This window comes from Tardiphaga sp. 42S5, from assembly GCF_034044155.1.
GTDB lineage: Bacteria > Pseudomonadota > Alphaproteobacteria > Rhizobiales > Xanthobacteraceae > Tardiphaga > Tardiphaga robiniae.
In genome coordinates this window covers 4,939,119-4,953,214 of the sequence record NZ_CP139027.1, presented here as the reverse complement: position 1 = coordinate 4,953,214, position 14,096 = coordinate 4,939,119, and the positions used below count along the sequence as shown (strand labels likewise).

General features: G+C 58.4%; 19 protein-coding genes and 1 tRNA gene. 11 read left to right on the top strand and 9 right to left on the bottom strand.

Translation table 11 applies throughout. The features are described from left to right. Positions 1 to 24: 24 nt before the first annotated feature. Complete coding sequence (locus SFY93_RS23095) at positions 25 to 348, top strand: hypothetical protein (protein ID WP_320444749.1); 324 nt, start codon at positions 25 to 27, stop codon at positions 346 to 348. Positions 349 to 1,164: 816 nt separating this feature from the next. Further along, positions 1,165 to 1,317: a hypothetical protein gene (locus tag SFY93_RS23090; protein WP_320444748.1), complete on the top strand. Its 153-nt coding sequence runs from the start codon at positions 1,165 to 1,167 to the stop codon at positions 1,315 to 1,317. A 1,006-nt stretch (positions 1,318 to 2,323) separates the two neighbouring features. On the opposite strand, the gene SFY93_RS23085 is transcribed toward SFY93_RS23090, so the two are convergent. Beyond that, positions 2,324 to 2,635 (bottom strand): hypothetical protein, encoded by a 312-nt coding sequence (locus SFY93_RS23085; protein WP_320444747.1) that lies wholly within the window; start codon positions 2,633 to 2,635, stop codon positions 2,324 to 2,326. Between the two features lie 468 nt (positions 2,636 to 3,103). Here SFY93_RS23085 and SFY93_RS23080 point away from each other — a divergent pair, with 468 nt between their 5' ends. Then, entirely contained in the window at positions 3,104 to 3,325 is a 222-nt protein-coding gene (locus tag SFY93_RS23080) for a hypothetical protein (protein WP_320444746.1), read from the top strand. Positions 3,326 to 3,334: 9 nt separating this feature from the next. On the opposite strand, the gene SFY93_RS23075 is transcribed toward SFY93_RS23080, so the two are convergent. Next, on the bottom strand, positions 3,335 to 3,538 hold the full coding sequence (locus SFY93_RS23075) for a hypothetical protein (RefSeq protein WP_089264883.1): 204 nt from the start codon (positions 3,536 to 3,538) through the stop codon (positions 3,335 to 3,337). Between the two features lie 92 nt (positions 3,539 to 3,630). Further along, positions 3,631 to 3,894, bottom strand: a complete 264-nt coding sequence (locus tag SFY93_RS23070) for a hypothetical protein (protein ID WP_320444745.1) — start codon at positions 3,892 to 3,894, stop codon at positions 3,631 to 3,633. A 287-nt stretch (positions 3,895 to 4,181) separates the two neighbouring features. Here SFY93_RS23070 and SFY93_RS23065 point away from each other — a divergent pair, with 287 nt between their 5' ends. Further along, positions 4,182 to 4,607, top strand: a complete 426-nt coding sequence (locus tag SFY93_RS23065) for a hypothetical protein (RefSeq protein ID WP_320444744.1) — start codon at positions 4,182 to 4,184, stop codon at positions 4,605 to 4,607. Positions 4,608 to 4,657: 50 nt separating this feature from the next. Next, positions 4,658 to 5,320, top strand: coding sequence for a hypothetical protein (locus tag SFY93_RS23060; RefSeq protein ID WP_320444743.1), 663 nt, complete (start codon positions 4,658 to 4,660; stop codon positions 5,318 to 5,320). 73 nt (positions 5,321 to 5,393) lie between these two features. Here SFY93_RS23060 and rlmB read toward each other — a convergent pair whose 3' ends face one another. Beyond that, complete coding sequence (rlmB, locus tag SFY93_RS23055) at positions 5,394 to 6,272, bottom strand: 23S rRNA (guanosine(2251)-2'-O)-methyltransferase RlmB (RefSeq protein WP_320444742.1); 879 nt, start codon at positions 6,270 to 6,272, stop codon at positions 5,394 to 5,396. Positions 6,273 to 6,517: 245 nt separating this feature from the next. Here rlmB and SFY93_RS23050 point away from each other — a divergent pair. After that, positions 6,518 to 6,603, top strand: a tRNA-Tyr gene (locus SFY93_RS23050). Positions 6,604 to 7,061: 458 nt separating this feature from the next. On the opposite strand, the gene SFY93_RS23045 is transcribed toward SFY93_RS23050, so the two are convergent. The 4 genes from SFY93_RS23045 to SFY93_RS23030 form a co-directional block, all read right to left on the bottom strand. Then, positions 7,062 to 8,066, bottom strand: a complete 1,005-nt coding sequence (locus SFY93_RS23045) for a glycosyltransferase family 4 protein (RefSeq protein WP_320444741.1) — start codon at positions 8,064 to 8,066, stop codon at positions 7,062 to 7,064. A gap of 569 nt (positions 8,067 to 8,635) precedes the next feature. After that, on the bottom strand, positions 8,636 to 8,770 hold the full coding sequence (locus SFY93_RS23040) for a hypothetical protein (protein WP_320444740.1): 135 nt from the start codon (positions 8,768 to 8,770) through the stop codon (positions 8,636 to 8,638). A 297-nt stretch (positions 8,771 to 9,067) separates the two neighbouring features. Further along, complete coding sequence (locus SFY93_RS23035; protein WP_320444739.1) at positions 9,068 to 9,307, bottom strand: hypothetical protein; 240 nt, start codon at positions 9,305 to 9,307, stop codon at positions 9,068 to 9,070. 253 nt (positions 9,308 to 9,560) lie between these two features. After that, on the bottom strand, positions 9,561 to 9,692 hold the full coding sequence (locus SFY93_RS23030; RefSeq protein ID WP_320444738.1) for a hypothetical protein: 132 nt from the start codon (positions 9,690 to 9,692) through the stop codon (positions 9,561 to 9,563). A 233-nt stretch (positions 9,693 to 9,925) separates the two neighbouring features. Here SFY93_RS23030 and SFY93_RS23025 point away from each other — a divergent pair, with 233 nt between their 5' ends. The 5 genes from SFY93_RS23025 (at position 9,926) to SFY93_RS23005 (ending at position 12,882) form a co-directional block, all read left to right on the top strand. Beyond that, positions 9,926 to 10,129 (top strand): cold-shock protein, encoded by a 204-nt coding sequence (locus SFY93_RS23025; protein WP_068734860.1) that lies wholly within the window; start codon positions 9,926 to 9,928, stop codon positions 10,127 to 10,129. Between the two features lie 130 nt (positions 10,130 to 10,259). After that, on the top strand, positions 10,260 to 10,388 hold the full coding sequence (locus tag SFY93_RS23020; protein ID WP_320444737.1) for a hypothetical protein: 129 nt from the start codon (positions 10,260 to 10,262) through the stop codon (positions 10,386 to 10,388). 396 nt (positions 10,389 to 10,784) lie between these two features. Next, on the top strand, positions 10,785 to 11,834 hold the full coding sequence (locus tag SFY93_RS23015) for a YeeE/YedE family protein (protein WP_320444736.1): 1,050 nt from the start codon (positions 10,785 to 10,787) through the stop codon (positions 11,832 to 11,834). 88 nt (positions 11,835 to 11,922) lie between these two features. Next, positions 11,923 to 12,399 carry a DsrE family protein gene (locus SFY93_RS23010; protein ID WP_320444735.1) on the top strand — a complete coding sequence of 159 codons (477 nt, stop codon included), beginning with the start codon at positions 11,923 to 11,925 and terminating at the stop codon, positions 12,397 to 12,399. A 30-nt stretch (positions 12,400 to 12,429) separates the two neighbouring features. Beyond that, entirely contained in the window at positions 12,430 to 12,882 is a 453-nt protein-coding gene (locus tag SFY93_RS23005; protein WP_184518027.1) for a DsrE family protein, read from the top strand. 67 nt (positions 12,883 to 12,949) lie between these two features. Here the strand turns inward: SFY93_RS23005 and SFY93_RS23000 are convergent, their stop codons facing one another. Next, a complete protein-coding gene (locus SFY93_RS23000) occupies positions 12,950 to 14,059 on the bottom strand; it encodes a YeeE/YedE family protein (RefSeq protein ID WP_320444734.1) in 1,110 nt (369 codons plus the stop codon). Positions 14,060 to 14,096: the final 37 nt, after the last annotated feature.

Below are 14,096 nucleotides of genomic sequence, written 5' to 3'. Positions count from 1 at the left end.
TCTGCTTAGGCGGCGAGAGCTGACATGAGCGTCATCATGATGCTGATTATAATCAACGGGCTGGCTGGCTTTGCGCTCGGTCTGCTTGGACGGAGCGGCATCGCAATTTTTGCGCTACTTGGCTCGATGCTTTTCTCAGCAATTGTACTCTCAGCTAATGTCGAAGGCCAGATTGTTTGGAAGACGCTTCTTTGCATGTTCACCGGGCAAGCCGCATTTCTGTTGGCTTCCGTGTTCGTCTTCTTGCGGGGCAATAAGCGCCGTTCTTCCGAAATTCCTTTATCGCAAGATGTCGCAATCAAGGAAGCAAAGCGGTGGGAGAAGAAGCCCGCTAGCAAGACGCACTAATTGTTAAGGACCGATGGCCTGTATGCGATCAGGGTGCCTTTCAAGACCTTGAGCTAGCCGGCTTATGCGGGGCGGTTTGGCGCATAGAGACATGCTCCGATGATCTCGTCGATGGCGGTCGCGATATATCGGCCCTGTTTGTCTTTCGGGACGTCAGGTAACTTCCGCTTAGTGACGATCATCTCTGCCTTTCGCAAAGGTAGTAGTGCCGTTCCAGGTGCTCTCGCCAACCCAGACGGATGGCCGTCCTTCTGGAAGGCATCCTCGGAAGGTCTAGCTGCGACGCTTAAAACTCCTGCAGCCGGCCACGAATGTCCGACTTTGGCGATTTCGACCAGGAGAGTAGAGTGGGCATGCGCTTATTGATGGTGAAAGCACGATCTTCGAGCGAACTCTGCGGCGCCCTTCAGGGCGACCGGAAGCGATAATCTGAGTTCAATTTACGATAGCAACGGCTGGCCTGACGGGCTCCTAATCCAGCGATCCTCATCCATTGATAATGCACATCTTCTAGACGCCGCTGTTCACTAGCCGGAAAGGCAGAAACACGGATTCCGGTCGTGTTGTCGGGAGTCTACATGTCTGTATGATTAATTACACAGCGTATGCACCGATCAAAATCTCTGAGCGAGCAGCATAGGGCTAATGTATCGACTATGACCGTTTGGCGCAAAGCGGACCGAGCCTGTTTTCCCATTTTGCGGATACGCAGATGTATCGCCGGTCAGCGCGTAGCCGCACCACTGCTGCAGGAAGCGGATGAGGCCCTCGTCGCCCTTGGTCGCTTCCGACAAGAACCGTCGCCAAGTGGGGAACATGCTGTATCTGAAATTGGTTCAGCAGCTTGCCGATCCGAAATTCAACGACAGGTTTAATCCATTCGCCACGGTCGTCTCTGACCCGGAAACCAAAGCGATAGATCGCTGTTTCAGGCTTATCTTCGATCGGCGCAAGGTTCAGGTTGAGTAGTTGTAGTAGTTCGCAGCAAAAGTCTTCGGTTATTCTCGCGTTCGCCAATTCGGAACAACGCGATTCGAATTCCAGAAGTGCCATTGTTTGAGTGAAGCCAGTTCGACGGCCACGTGTCCTTGGTATCAACACTCGCTCGGCGTCTTTGCGTAGCATGGATACCAGCCAGCCGCGAAGTCCCGGCGTTAGATCGCCATCTTTTGCAGATCCCGTCGTGAGCGATGCAGTTTTTGGGCGTCTTGCTCGTCGTCTGAAATCGAGGAAATGTCGCTGGTCGGAATCACCTCGAAGCAGTGCGATGAGCCATTGCCGAAGAAAAGGGGGAAGCTCCTTTCCCTCGTGAAGATATGCCGCGAAAGGCTCGATTGTGAATTCATCGCCGTCGCTAACGCATCTATTCCAGATCGTCAGGTCTCTGAATGATGGTCTGATGATATCAACGTGAGTGCTTCTTTTCGCCTGACAGTCGCGTACAACTAACTCCTTCGCTAGTCACGAAACTGTACGGCGAGAAACGCTTTGGCTCGCAGCGAGGTTGAATGAAACGATAAGGTTTGCATTCAGCTATAGTTGCGCGCAGCCAGATATGTAGCTTTTGCGTTGAAGATTTGCTCGATAGATCAATAGGCATCGCTCATGAAAGACATGCAGCGTCGGCGTGGAGGTTTTTTTAGTATGCCGCAGGCAAGACTTTAGAAATGTCGGAGTCGATGAGCGTGAGAGCGGCAAATCCTCACAGGCCATTATTTCAGAGGATGCTTTGCGGAGACTGGCTGGCAGATAGTTGTCGGCATCAGGCAAGTGGCCGACCGCGAAGGTATTCAAGTAGCGTGAGGCTGTTTCTTGGTCCGAGCTGTACGCAGTGAGGGTTCGGACCAAATGCCGAGGCTAATAATTTCAATAGGTTGTTGTCGGCTAAAGCGCGCAAATCGCTCAACCGGCACCACCATTTCAATAACTTGGCCAAAACGGTCTTTTCGCACCGGCTCGCATCGGTGGGGTAGACCTATGAACGTTGTTCCAAGGCAGCCCGGACTTTTGCGATGACCTCTTGATAATCGGCCTCCCGCTTGTCCTGCATTTCCTGCTGCCGTGCCTTGAATGATGCCACGCGATTCCGGATGTCTTCCCGGAGATCAGTCAGCTTCATCGGCTGCGCAGGTTCCGGGACGATCTGCTTCGGATTTTCAGCAGCTTTCATCTCGGCGTCTACCGCAACGGTCAACCTCGCGGCCAGCTCGGGCTGGTTGCCCGAGACCTCTTTTACAAATGCCAATGTCTCCGCGATTAAACGATCGCGCTCTTCGACCCAACTCATGGCGTCATCATTTAGATTGAGCGACGTTAGTGCAAGCGCGTCAGCGGGTTAAGCCTAACGGGGCACAGTGCAGAATCTGGCTCCGTTGTCGTGTCGGCGCCAATGCGTCTCCAAGCGGCCTGCTGACGCCTTTGGGCGGCTGGCTGTGGGAGGTTCGCCGAAGGCGAACGGGCGTCAAATAAACAGACAGGCTGCGAACGAGGCCGTCAGGCCGAAGAGTAGGGCGCCTGCGCAGAGGGCGCGCTCCAAAACCTCGCGTGCGTGATGTCGCTCGAAGCACTGCCGGCTGAAATACTGGTGAGTGAAGTGGTCTTCCATCTCCGCCTCCCTGAACGGGGATAGAGAATCCTTCATGTGATTCGCCGTCAAGCGGAGTGTGTGTTAAACTGTTAAATAAGCCCCGCGGCGAATTGAACCATTTTGCCGTTCGCGCGACTTAAGCGCGTCTCAATGAGTAAGGGGAATCGCATGACTTTTCGCGAATCCATCACCCGGCTTTTCGGCAGCACCTCAACGCCCGAATCTGAAGAGCGCGCCAGGCGACTGAACGCGTCCATGGATGAGTTTGTGCGGCTACTGCATACCAATGGCTACGACAGCAAAAGCCCCACCACCCTTAGAGAGGTGGCAGGACTTTCGGAACGTCCATCCTGCGCTCAGGACGCTCAGTCTTCCAACCAAGGATTGTGAGAGTCGTTCCTAGGTCACTGCTGGCGGTACCGCGATCGGCTTGCCCGTGTCCTCTTCGGTGCTGCACGGCTGAATAGTGTAGCCGTCCTCCAGCACCGTCTTGCCGTCCACAACGTCAACGAGTCCGGCTTCGTCGGCATGTTGCCAGACGTCCTCCTCGGTCGGGAATTCCTGGCTGAGCTTCTGGTCGTCTTCGAATAGCGCGTAGGGCATGTGCCACCTCCGACGCGGCAACGCGGCGGAGGTTGAGTAGTTCGATCGCAGCGGCCAATCGCCCACCCGTCAACCGGCCTGTGGAACCTCGGTCAGAAGCAGGGATACGCCCGGCCGTCCTGGCCGCGATAGGCCGCGGCCGATTGCTTGCAGCGGGCGGCGAGGGCGCCGTCGTAATAGGCGAAGGTGCCCGGCTGCAGACCCGGACCGTAATTGTGCCCGAACTGGATCCGGTAGGGCTGGCCGGGTGCGGCAAAGACGAAGGTCTCGGCGCTGTGATGATGCTTCCAGTGGCGCGCGAAAGCGGGAGTCGCGACCAGCGTCGACAGGATGATGGCTGCACTGAGGAACTTCATCGGGGCTCTCCGGACATGACGACTGCAGATGTCTGCGACAACGGCTGAAGGGATCAGATCACGTTGCGACGGCGATACGCAAGATGTGCGCGGCGCGGGCTTAACGCCTTTCGACCGGGATCGGATCGCCGTGCGAGCGCGTTGCGTTAACGAATCCACGCTGCGATCCAGCGCATTTGAACTTCGCCTGATGCTTGCGCGTTAGGCTTACCGGCAGTTTAGACCGCGCCCTTAACCCATCCTGCCAGGCGTTCGAATATCGTACCGCCGAGATGCAGGACATGGCCATGCGAACCCTTTCAGCACTGCTTTTTGTGATTGCGACCACGCTTCCGGCTGCAGCCGCCGATGGTTTCAACATCGTCGTGCCCGGTCGTCCCGGCGTGCCGATCATCATCAATGGCGTCGATGCGTCCTATCGCGTGATCGAAGGCGATTGGGGCTTGCAGCGCGGCATTCATATTCAACCGACAGTCTTTGGCGGTCGTTACGTCGATCCGGTGCCGAATGTCGGCCACTACTATCCGAGCCTCGGCCACAAGCCCGGCTACGGGCGTCTGGAAATCGAGCCGCCGGCCAATCGCAAATTGCCGCAGCCGGCCGAGAGTTTCCACGAAAGCTGGTCGGCGAGATCTGCGCCGATGGAGCGGCAAAATGAAGTGCCGTTCAATCCACCTGAGGTCATCGTCGCACCGCCGGAATTCCGGCGCTGACCGATCAATCACCAACACCAAAAAAAGACACCCGACAGGAGAGAGTATTCATGCGTAACGCGATTTCGAAATGGGTTGCGGCATTTGCCGTTGTCACCGCCACTGCCGGCGCTGCGCCTGCAATGGCCTGCGGCGGCGGCCTGTTCACCTCAAACGGCTGTTCGCCTTGCGGCCAGGTCTATGTCAGCCCCTGCGGACAGGGCTATAGCGCCGGTTACGGTTACGCCGGCGTGGCCGCCTATGAGCGGCTGCCCGATCCGACGCCGGTGACGCGTCAGTATTATTACGCCAATCAGGGCCCGACCTTCAGCGGCCCGGGCATGTTCGCGCCGGTTCCGACCTATCAGGAAACCGCGATCGGCTGGCGCGGCTATGGCCAGGGTTACGGTCAAGGTTACGGTTACGGCTATCGTCGCGGCTATTACGGCGGCCCCTATGCCAATCCGGTGAACTACTCCTATGGTCCGGCCTATCGCGCGCCGGCGATCTACAGCTATCCGTCGCGCAGCCAGTATCGTGCGCGCCCAAGCTATCGTTACGGCTACAGCATGCAGCCGCGCACGCGTTACGGCACTACGCAGCGCAGCTACGTGTCGCGCACCGGTTATCATCAGGCGCATCGCTATGGCGCGCCGAAGGTGATGTATGCGCCGCGCGCCGCAGGACCGCAGCGTGGTTATCACCAGTCGCAGCAGCATCGCCGCGCGTACTGATCTGCACTGATTTGAACGCAAAGAAAAAGCCCGCTCGCAGCGATGCGAGCGGGCTTTTTTGTTGCCTGCGGATCTAGCCCATCAGGCCGAGCTTGCTCGCGCCGACATAGAGCGCAAGCACGGCAGCGTTCGACACATTGAGGCTCTTGATCTCGCCGGGCATGTCGAGCCGCGCGACGACACTGCAGGTCTCTCGCGTCAGCCGTCGCAATCCGCTGCCTTCGGCGCCGAGCACCAGTGCCAGCGGCTGTTGCAGCGGGATCGCGCTGATGTTTTCGCTGCCCTCGCTGTCGAGACCGACGGTCATGAAACCGAGGTCGTTCAATTCGTTCAGCGCCCGCGCCAGATTGGGCACCGTGATCATCGGCACCAGTTCCAGTGCGCCCGAGGCGGATTTCGCGAGGACACCGGTGGCTTCCGGGCTGTGCCGCGCCGTGGTGATGATCGCTTTGACCGCAAAGGCCGCGGCGGAACGCAGGATGGCGCCGACATTATGCGGATCGGTGATCTGGTCGAGCACCAGCACGATGCCGTCTTGCGATAGGCTGTCCAGATCCGGCGATTCCAGCGGCTCGACCTCGGCCAGCAGGCCCTGATGCACGGCATCGGGCCCCAGCCGGCGGTCGATCTCGTCCGGACGGACCAGGACCGGTGCCACCCGAGTATCGATCTTCTCCTCCGCAAGGCGCCGGGCGGCGTTCTCGGTCAGAATCAGCTTGAGGATTTTCCGCTGCGGATTGGCCAGCGCCATGGTGACGGTATGCCAGCCATAAAGGATGGCCGGACCATCGCCGCCGCCGGATTCCCGGCCGCGCCGGGGCGGGCGCCGTCCGTGATCTCGGCCCTGATCGCGGGGTTTATCCCGGGTTTTGTCGCGGCTTTGGCCGCCGTGGCCGTCGCGCCCCTTGTCGGGGCCGCGCTGGAATCGCTGTTTTCGCTCTCGATCGCTCATGCACGGCTTGTCTCACGGGGGCCGAATAATGGCAATTTGGGGCCCCGGAAAGAGGTTCGGACAGGGCGGATATTCCGGCCCTGGTCGGTTGACTTTGCCCCATGGCTTCCGTCATAAACGCGCCAACCGGGAGCCCGTTTACGGGCGCGCGTTTTAACGTCATCCATGGCCGTCCAGCCACTGATTTGGTGGGACTGCCGTGTTGGGCCAAGGTCTTGTTGGGCTTGGGTCCGATGGCGTCAGGCGGGGGAGTGTCCCGAGTGGCAAAGGGAGCTGACTGTAAATCAGCCGTCTTATGACTTCGAAGGTTCGAGTCCTTCTTCCCCCACCATTTTCAAATCGCTGACGAATTGGCCCTGCGGGGCGGCGGCCTGTAAGCAATCCGATTTTCGGTGTTTGTTCGCTTCGCGCAGCGGGCTTGCACTGGCCTAGTTTGAAGCCGCGGCCGATGGCGGCTTCCGCATGTTCGCCGTCTCAGGATCGTAGCCAATCGCGTAGACGTCAGCGACGCCAGCGTCGCGGAGCTTCCGAAGTTCGCTGGCCGCCTGCTCAAGGGTCTGCACAGTACCGTAGAACACCTTCTCCGGCCGCCTCTGAGGGGTCCCATAGATGCAGTAGGCCACGACCGAAGAACGCTCCGTTATTGCTCAGAAAGTTTCGAAAACAATAAAGCAGCCGCCGGCAATTTGTCTATAAAATTAGACAACTGACCGTCGTTGGCCGTAGCCAGTTCTATCTGATCGCGCGTCAGTTTCTCGATCAGCGGCCGGTTGGCCTGTTTGCTGTCGGTTACCCCAGGATAGATTGGTACAGAGCCAGGTAGCGATCTGCCATTCTATCGACGGTAAAGTGCTCGGAAACAGCCGCCCGGCAGGCGTGTCTATCCAGTTCGTCAATGCGCTCAACCGCTTCTGCGGCTTCGATGGCACTATTGACCAGGAAACCTGTTACGCCATCTGTGATCAATTCGGGCATCGATCCGCGGTTGCGCGCGATCACGGGTGTTCCGCAGGCAAGTGCCTCGACGACTGATAGCCCGAATGGCTCATCGAAATTGATCAGGTGAAGCAATGCCCGCGCGGACCCCAGAACGCGAGTCCGCTCCAGACCTCCGACCGGACCGAGATAAGTCGCGGACCGCCCCAGTGCTGGCGCCACATGACGTCGGTGATAGTCCGCATCCTGAACGATACCGGCCATGATGAGGTGGCGGCCAACCGCTTCGGCAGTTGCTATCGCTTCCGCAGCCCCTTTATCGGGATGAATGCGACCGAAGAATAGAAGGTCATTACTGCCAAGCGGATCGAATGGAAACTCGTCGATCGGAATGCCGTGGTAAATCGTTGCCGCGTAGCGAAGGTCGGGATGGCGATTGGCATCGCTTATTGCGACGTAATGGACACGATCTTCGTATTCCTTGAAAACCGGAATGATACGGGCTGATGAAAAGCCGTGAATGGTTGTGACGATCGGCGTGTCTACAAGGCGAGAGAAACCCAGCGGTACAAAATCTGCCTGATTGTGGATGATGTCGAATTCGCCGGCCCGCTCAAAGACATTCGCAACATGCAGGAGTTCCCACGTCTTGGCATCGAGCGACGAGTCTTCAGAGTATGGTGCCGGGACGACACCGGCGAGATTTCCCGACGTCAAACTGTCCTTGGTGGCAAACAGTGTGACGTCAACTCCCCGCACGAGCAGCGCTTCCGTAAGCAAGCTCGTCACGAGTTCCCACGGGCCGTAGTGCCGGGGAGGAGTTCGCCAGGATATAGGTGCTAACATCGCGACGCGCATCGTGTTTAGCCTCGCAGGATGGATGGCGGACAATCAGCGACGTCAATCCGGGCACGGATGTATGGCCGAAGGATTGTCTGAAGACCCGCTGTAAATTGGATTGACGCGACGACTCAGGAGCGCATGGTGAATGTCATCGATGGCTGGTTCGGTGGTGTCATCATCACTGCAGAATGAGAGGCGCTCGGCCCGTCGTCTGTCAAGAACACCGGCCGCCGCAGAACGGGGCGCGGCACCTTCAGATAAACAGGCAGGAAGCGACCTTTTGTAAATGCTGTTTCGAAAGTGAGGCTCGACATGGTGGCTATGTATCGCCAACCAAACCTGGAAGTCATCGTCACTCCACATCCGTTGCTTTTCTGGGAATGGCAGGTGCAGGACAATGGTGACCTGTTCAACAGTGGCTTTAGCAGTACGCGATGGAAGGCTCGGTATGATGGAAACGCGGCGCTTTTCGAGGTCCTGGCAGCCGGATTCTACTCTGAGCCTCTGTTTGACTGATATTTAAAAGTGCCGCAACGCGGTCTTGCCCTCAAGGCAATCCGATCTTGCTGGGTTAGCGCGGTTCTTCAATAGGGGCCCAGTGCGTTGGGGGCAGTTCGGGTGACGTTGACGCATCCTGCTTCAGCCAGGGTAATAATCCAGTCGCCGTCGTTCCACCATGCGCGGCAGGCAATTCGCATTTTTTCTGCCTCGGATTCCATGGCATGATCCGAATTGTCATCGTAGCCGCCAGCCAGAAATATGGGCGTTCCGTCTATTGGTGCGGTGTCTATAGGTTGCCAATTCAACGGTTCATGTCCTGTCATTGGTCGAAGAAATTGAGCTGATGTGATCCGACGCGATGACTACGTGCCGCGGCTTCGTCGGCAAGAAGCATAAGTCGCCGGTACACCTCAGGCCTGCTTTGGGCGGCTGCCAAACGTCTGTACCGAGCAGCACGCGCGCCGTTCATGGAAAGGCCGTCGTCAGATGCTGCGTGTCTGCCGGCCTGATGGAGGTCATGTGGTCGTTCGAGTAACTGGTTGCGAAGCGATAATGGCATCGAGTGCTGCTCTACCGAGTAGCCGCGCTTCATCTTCGTAAAGCGGTGATGGCATGTCGCCCATCGTATCCCAGGTCTTTCTGATTGCCTTCGCAGCAACCTCGACCGCAGCATCATATTCGGACTGCTCGTTACATCTGGCGTGGTGCGGCGTGTGTTGAAGGTCATTCACGGCACTGAATTCCAGCTCCGACATTGAGAGCTCCCCTCAAGTTGAGATCGTGCAAGATCTGCTTCCGTTCAATCGAGGATTTGGCGTCACGCAGATTATGACGCGTTCTGACCGGAGGTGATTTAGCGCGCGACTGAACAACGATGGCGTCAAGCATAGGAAGAGCCAAGAAGAGGGGCAGCAGCACCGAACGCACAAGCTGATCCCGGATAGATACTGATGTTCCGACGCTCTGACATGACCTCCCGCAACTCTGCTAGCGAGGCGCTTTGTTGGACTATTTCTTTCTGGGCTTTTCCGCTTCGGGGTGCATCAGGCCCTTCATCGTCGGAGCTGCGGCGATCGTCTTGGCCTTGTCCTTCTTGGGCTTCTTTGCTTCCCGGTTGTTTCGTTGTTCGCCTTTGGCCATGGTTTCGTCCTCCGCCCGCACGGGGCTCCGATGACAATAGCACGTCAGTTGGGCTTCCCGGAGATTATGTTGCCCAAAACCGCTGTCACATCACGGCAGTGCGGACGGATGACTGTCCACCGTTTGCCCCGACAGCGGTTCCTGTATCCCACTGCGAGAAGCAAGGTTTGCTCGATTGACTCGTCGCGGAATAGAGCGCTGCTGTATTTCCAGAGACAACCGGGAGAACTGAAGTGACGACTGGCGTAGTAAAATGGTTCAACGCGACGAAGGGCTTCGGCTTTATCCAGCCGGATGATGGCAGCAAAGACGTCTTTGTTCATATCTCGGCTGTCGAGAAAGCGGGACTGAGCACTTTGAATGAAGGGGCCAAGGTCAGTTTCGAGGAGGTGGCTAACCGTGGCAAGACGTCGGCAGAAAACCTTCGGGTTGGCTGATCGAGGCCTCCTTTTGCTTGGCGCCGCCTCGCTGGAACATAAATCCCCAGGGCGACTTTTCGGGCGTGAGTAATCCCAACCAGAGAATGTGAGGCCCCTGCATCAGCGGGGCTTTTTATTGGAGAAACCGATGGCCAAAAAGCCCAAGCTGCTCGCCGACCTTTTCCATGACGCCCTCAAGGATGTTTATTTCGCCGAAAAGAGGATCTACGGTTCGCGCACGCGCTTCGCTGACATCGTCGCGTCGTCCGCGCGCTAACGCTGCTGCCCCGTTATTTCCTTCGCTCAATGTCACGCGCTTGTTGTTCCAGCTCGTCGGTGAGCTGCAGTATCTGACGTTGGATTTCTGCGTCAGTGACCCCGCGCGCCAGAGCGCGATACTTGGACACCTTGTTCCGCAGATCCCTGACATTGTTTCGCCGGTTATCTATTGTCGTCCTCCACGACCAAGACTCCGGCGGGCCGAAAATGCGATCTCTATTGCTCATAGAGCGATAGTCATTCTGCATCGCGTTCTGCGATCTGATGGAATTATGTTTCCTATTTTTCAGAATCCGTAGAACTTCCTCCTTAAATCATGCGTCAACTGGACCGCTTCTGAAACTGCCAGTAGTAATCCGGCGTCATCACCTCAAAATCACGTTCGGATCATTCGATGTTTGCGTTCCCGGTTGTCGCGGGTTTTGCGATTGGCGCCGTTTTCGGCGTGGTCGGTCTGCTGAGCGGTTTCTGCCTCATGAGCAGCCTGCGCGACTGGTGGGCGCATGACGATGGACGCAAGATCCGCAGCTATGCGCTGGCGGTTGCCGTGGCGGTTGTTGGCACACAATTCATTGCCGGCGCTGGGATCGTCGAGATCGCCAAGTCGCTTTATCTGCAGCCGTCATTCTCGGCGCCTTTGATCTTCGTCGGCGGCCTGTTGTTCGGCTTGGGCATGGTGCTGTCGAACGGCTGCGCGTCCCGTGCACTGGTGTTGCTGGGCAAAGGAAATCTGAGATCGCTGGTCGTGATCGCGATCATCGGCGTCACGGCGCAGATGACCTTGAAGGGCTTGCTCGCGCCGATGCGGCTGTCGATCCTGCAATGGACGCAGACGACGCCTGGGGTGAATTCTCTCCCGTCGCTGTTCGGAACGCTCGGCCTGCCTGACGCAACGGCGCGCGTCGTAGCAACTTTGATTGTCGGCGTTGCGCTGTTGGTATTTGCGCTGTCGCATCGTGCGTTCCGCCGTTCGCCGGGGCAACTCGCGGCGGGTCTCGTGATGGGCCTCCTGGTGATCGCCGGCTGGCTGACAACCGGTTGGCTTGGTGCCGATGAGTTCGATCCGATTCCGGTGGCGTCGCTGACATTCGTGTCGCCGGCTGCCGATACGCTGCAATTCATCATGCTGTCGACGGGCATGACGCTGAATTTCGGCATCGCGCTGGTGGCGGGTGTGTTCGTCGGCAGTCTGTTGACCGCGCTGCTGACAGGCCGGTTTGAATTCGAGGGCTACACCTCTGCGCGTCATACCGGCCGCTCTATGGCCGGCGCGGCGCTGATGGGGATCGGCGGCGCGATGGCTTATGGCTGCTCGATCGGGCAGGGGCTGACAGGTGTGTCCACGCTCGCGCTGCCATCCTTCGTCGCGGCCGCTGGTATCTTTGCGGGCGCTGCAGTTGCGATCCGCGGCCTGGCACTGCGTCCTGTGTTTGCGACGCAATAAATCCTCTCTAGTCCGCTTCGTTAGTTTGATTGCGCTGGCGCAGGGCGATTGCTAATCAATCCCCTGATCGTCAGAGGTTTTGTGCGCAATGAATAAGCGAGGACTGTTTTTCTTTCTGTCGATCCTTGCGCTGACGTCATTTGCAACGGGCCCGGTCACTGCGCAGACACGGCCCGCGAAGCAGGACGCCGCCGCGCCTGACAAGCCCTTCGCCGAGCATTTCATCGCCTTGCAGCTGTCCGATTCCGATCCGAAGAAAGAACGCCTCGTTCTCAGCGTCGCCAGCAATCTCCTGAAAGCCTATGGGCCGGACAAGGTGGCGGTCGAGGTGGTCACCTTCGGCCCCGGCGTCGATCTGCTCCGCGACACCAACGAACATCGTGCGCTGGTCGATAGTCTGGTGACCCAGGGCGTGCGCTTCAGCGTCTGCGGCAACACGCTGGACACGATCGAACGCGACACCGGCAAGCGCCCGGCGATCAATCCGCATGCGGTGGAAGTGCAGGTCGGCGTCGGCCATTTGCTGGATTTGACCGAGCGCGGTTTCACGATCGTGCGTCCCTGAAATTATACGTCCCTGAAAAGGAATTTCGAGATGCGATCATTGTTGAGATCGATTGCCGGAGCCGTCCTGTTGTCGCTGATCGCGTTGTCCGCTTACGCAGCAGGCGCGAAGGAGCATCGCGTCGCCATTCAGGTCAATCAGAACGATCCGGCCCTGATGAATCTGGCCTTGAACAACGCGACAAACGTCATGGAATTCTACAAGGCGAAGGGCGAGGACGTTCAGATCGAGATCGTCACTTATGGGCCAGGTCTGCACATGCTGCGCGACGACACCTCGCCGGTGAAGGACCGCATCAAGCAGATCGTCGATGCCAGCTTTCCGTCCAGCGTCAAATTCATCGCCTGCGGAAATACCAAAGAGGGCATGGAGAAGCGCGAGGGCAAGGCTATCAGTGTCGTATCCGAGGCGACGGTGGTGCCATCGGGCGCGGTTCGGCTGATTGAGTTGCAGGAAGCCGGCTGGAGCTACCTCAAGCCTTGAAGATTCGCTTTTTTTGACGCGTTTTCTTGACGCGAACCGGTCTCCACTTCGCTCGAAAACGCTATGACTACTTGGACGGTGGCGCTTTCCGCGCCAGCAGCATCCAGTTGCGCTGAATGAGGTCGCGTGGCGAGCCATCGACCAGGATCGCAATGCCGATGCGTGCGCCAAGTATCATGCCGCCGACGGCAATCGGCCAGGACAGCGCCAGCATCGATCCCGCGGTGATGCCCTGACCGATGGTGCAGCCGCCCGCCAGAATGCCGCCGACACCCATCAGGCACGCGCCGATAAGATGACGGCGCATTTCGTGATCGTCGTCGAAGGCTTCCCATCGGAGTTCAGCCGCGAACCACGCTGCAGCCAATGCACCGGCAATGACGCCGAACACGCTGCCGACGCCGAAATCGGCGAAGTTCGCGACATTCAGGACCCCGGCATACAGTGCTTTTCCGATGGTCGACACGAATGTCAGGCTTTGCGGGCGCGGCGGACCCGCGAAATCGTCGTTCAATTCCACCGTGACAATCCAGCCGGCAATCGTGAGTAATCCGAGTGCGATACCGGCAGTGAGCAGGCGCGGCGCGCGGCGCAGGCGTTTGTCGCTGAGTGCCAGCCAACAAAGGCCGCTGCCGACAATGATGGCGAGCGGCACGCGCAGATCGCGGCCGGTCGCTTGCGTCAGCAGCGATGCAAAGTCGGAGCGTATGCCGTCCGGCATGCGGATCGCTAGCTGCTCAAGCACGCCAATGCGGAGATCGGCGAACAGTCCGCGCAGAGTGGCATAGGCCGTCGCGCCCAGCACGAGGATCACGATCAGGCTCCTGAGATCGCCGGTGCCGAGCCGGACCAGCGAGCCGAAGCCGCACGTGCCGACCATCGCCATGCCGGTGCCGAACATGATGCTGCCGATGACGATCGCAATGAGGGGCAATGCAATGGGAACGTAAGTGGTGTGTTCGGGCGCGAGAAAGCCGGACAGGATCAGCGCCTGCGTGCCGAGCACGGCGATACCCAGCGCCAGCCCAAAGATCTTCAGGCGGCGATTGTCACCGCCCATCAACGCATCTTCAATCGCGCCAAATGTGCAAAGCCGCGCGCGTCGTACGGCAAACCCTGCAGCAGCGCCGATGGCAAATCCAGCCAGCGCGGATAACCAGGCAGACATGTTCTGCATGGGTTTCCTCCTGATGTGAGGTGCGCTGGCCTTACGG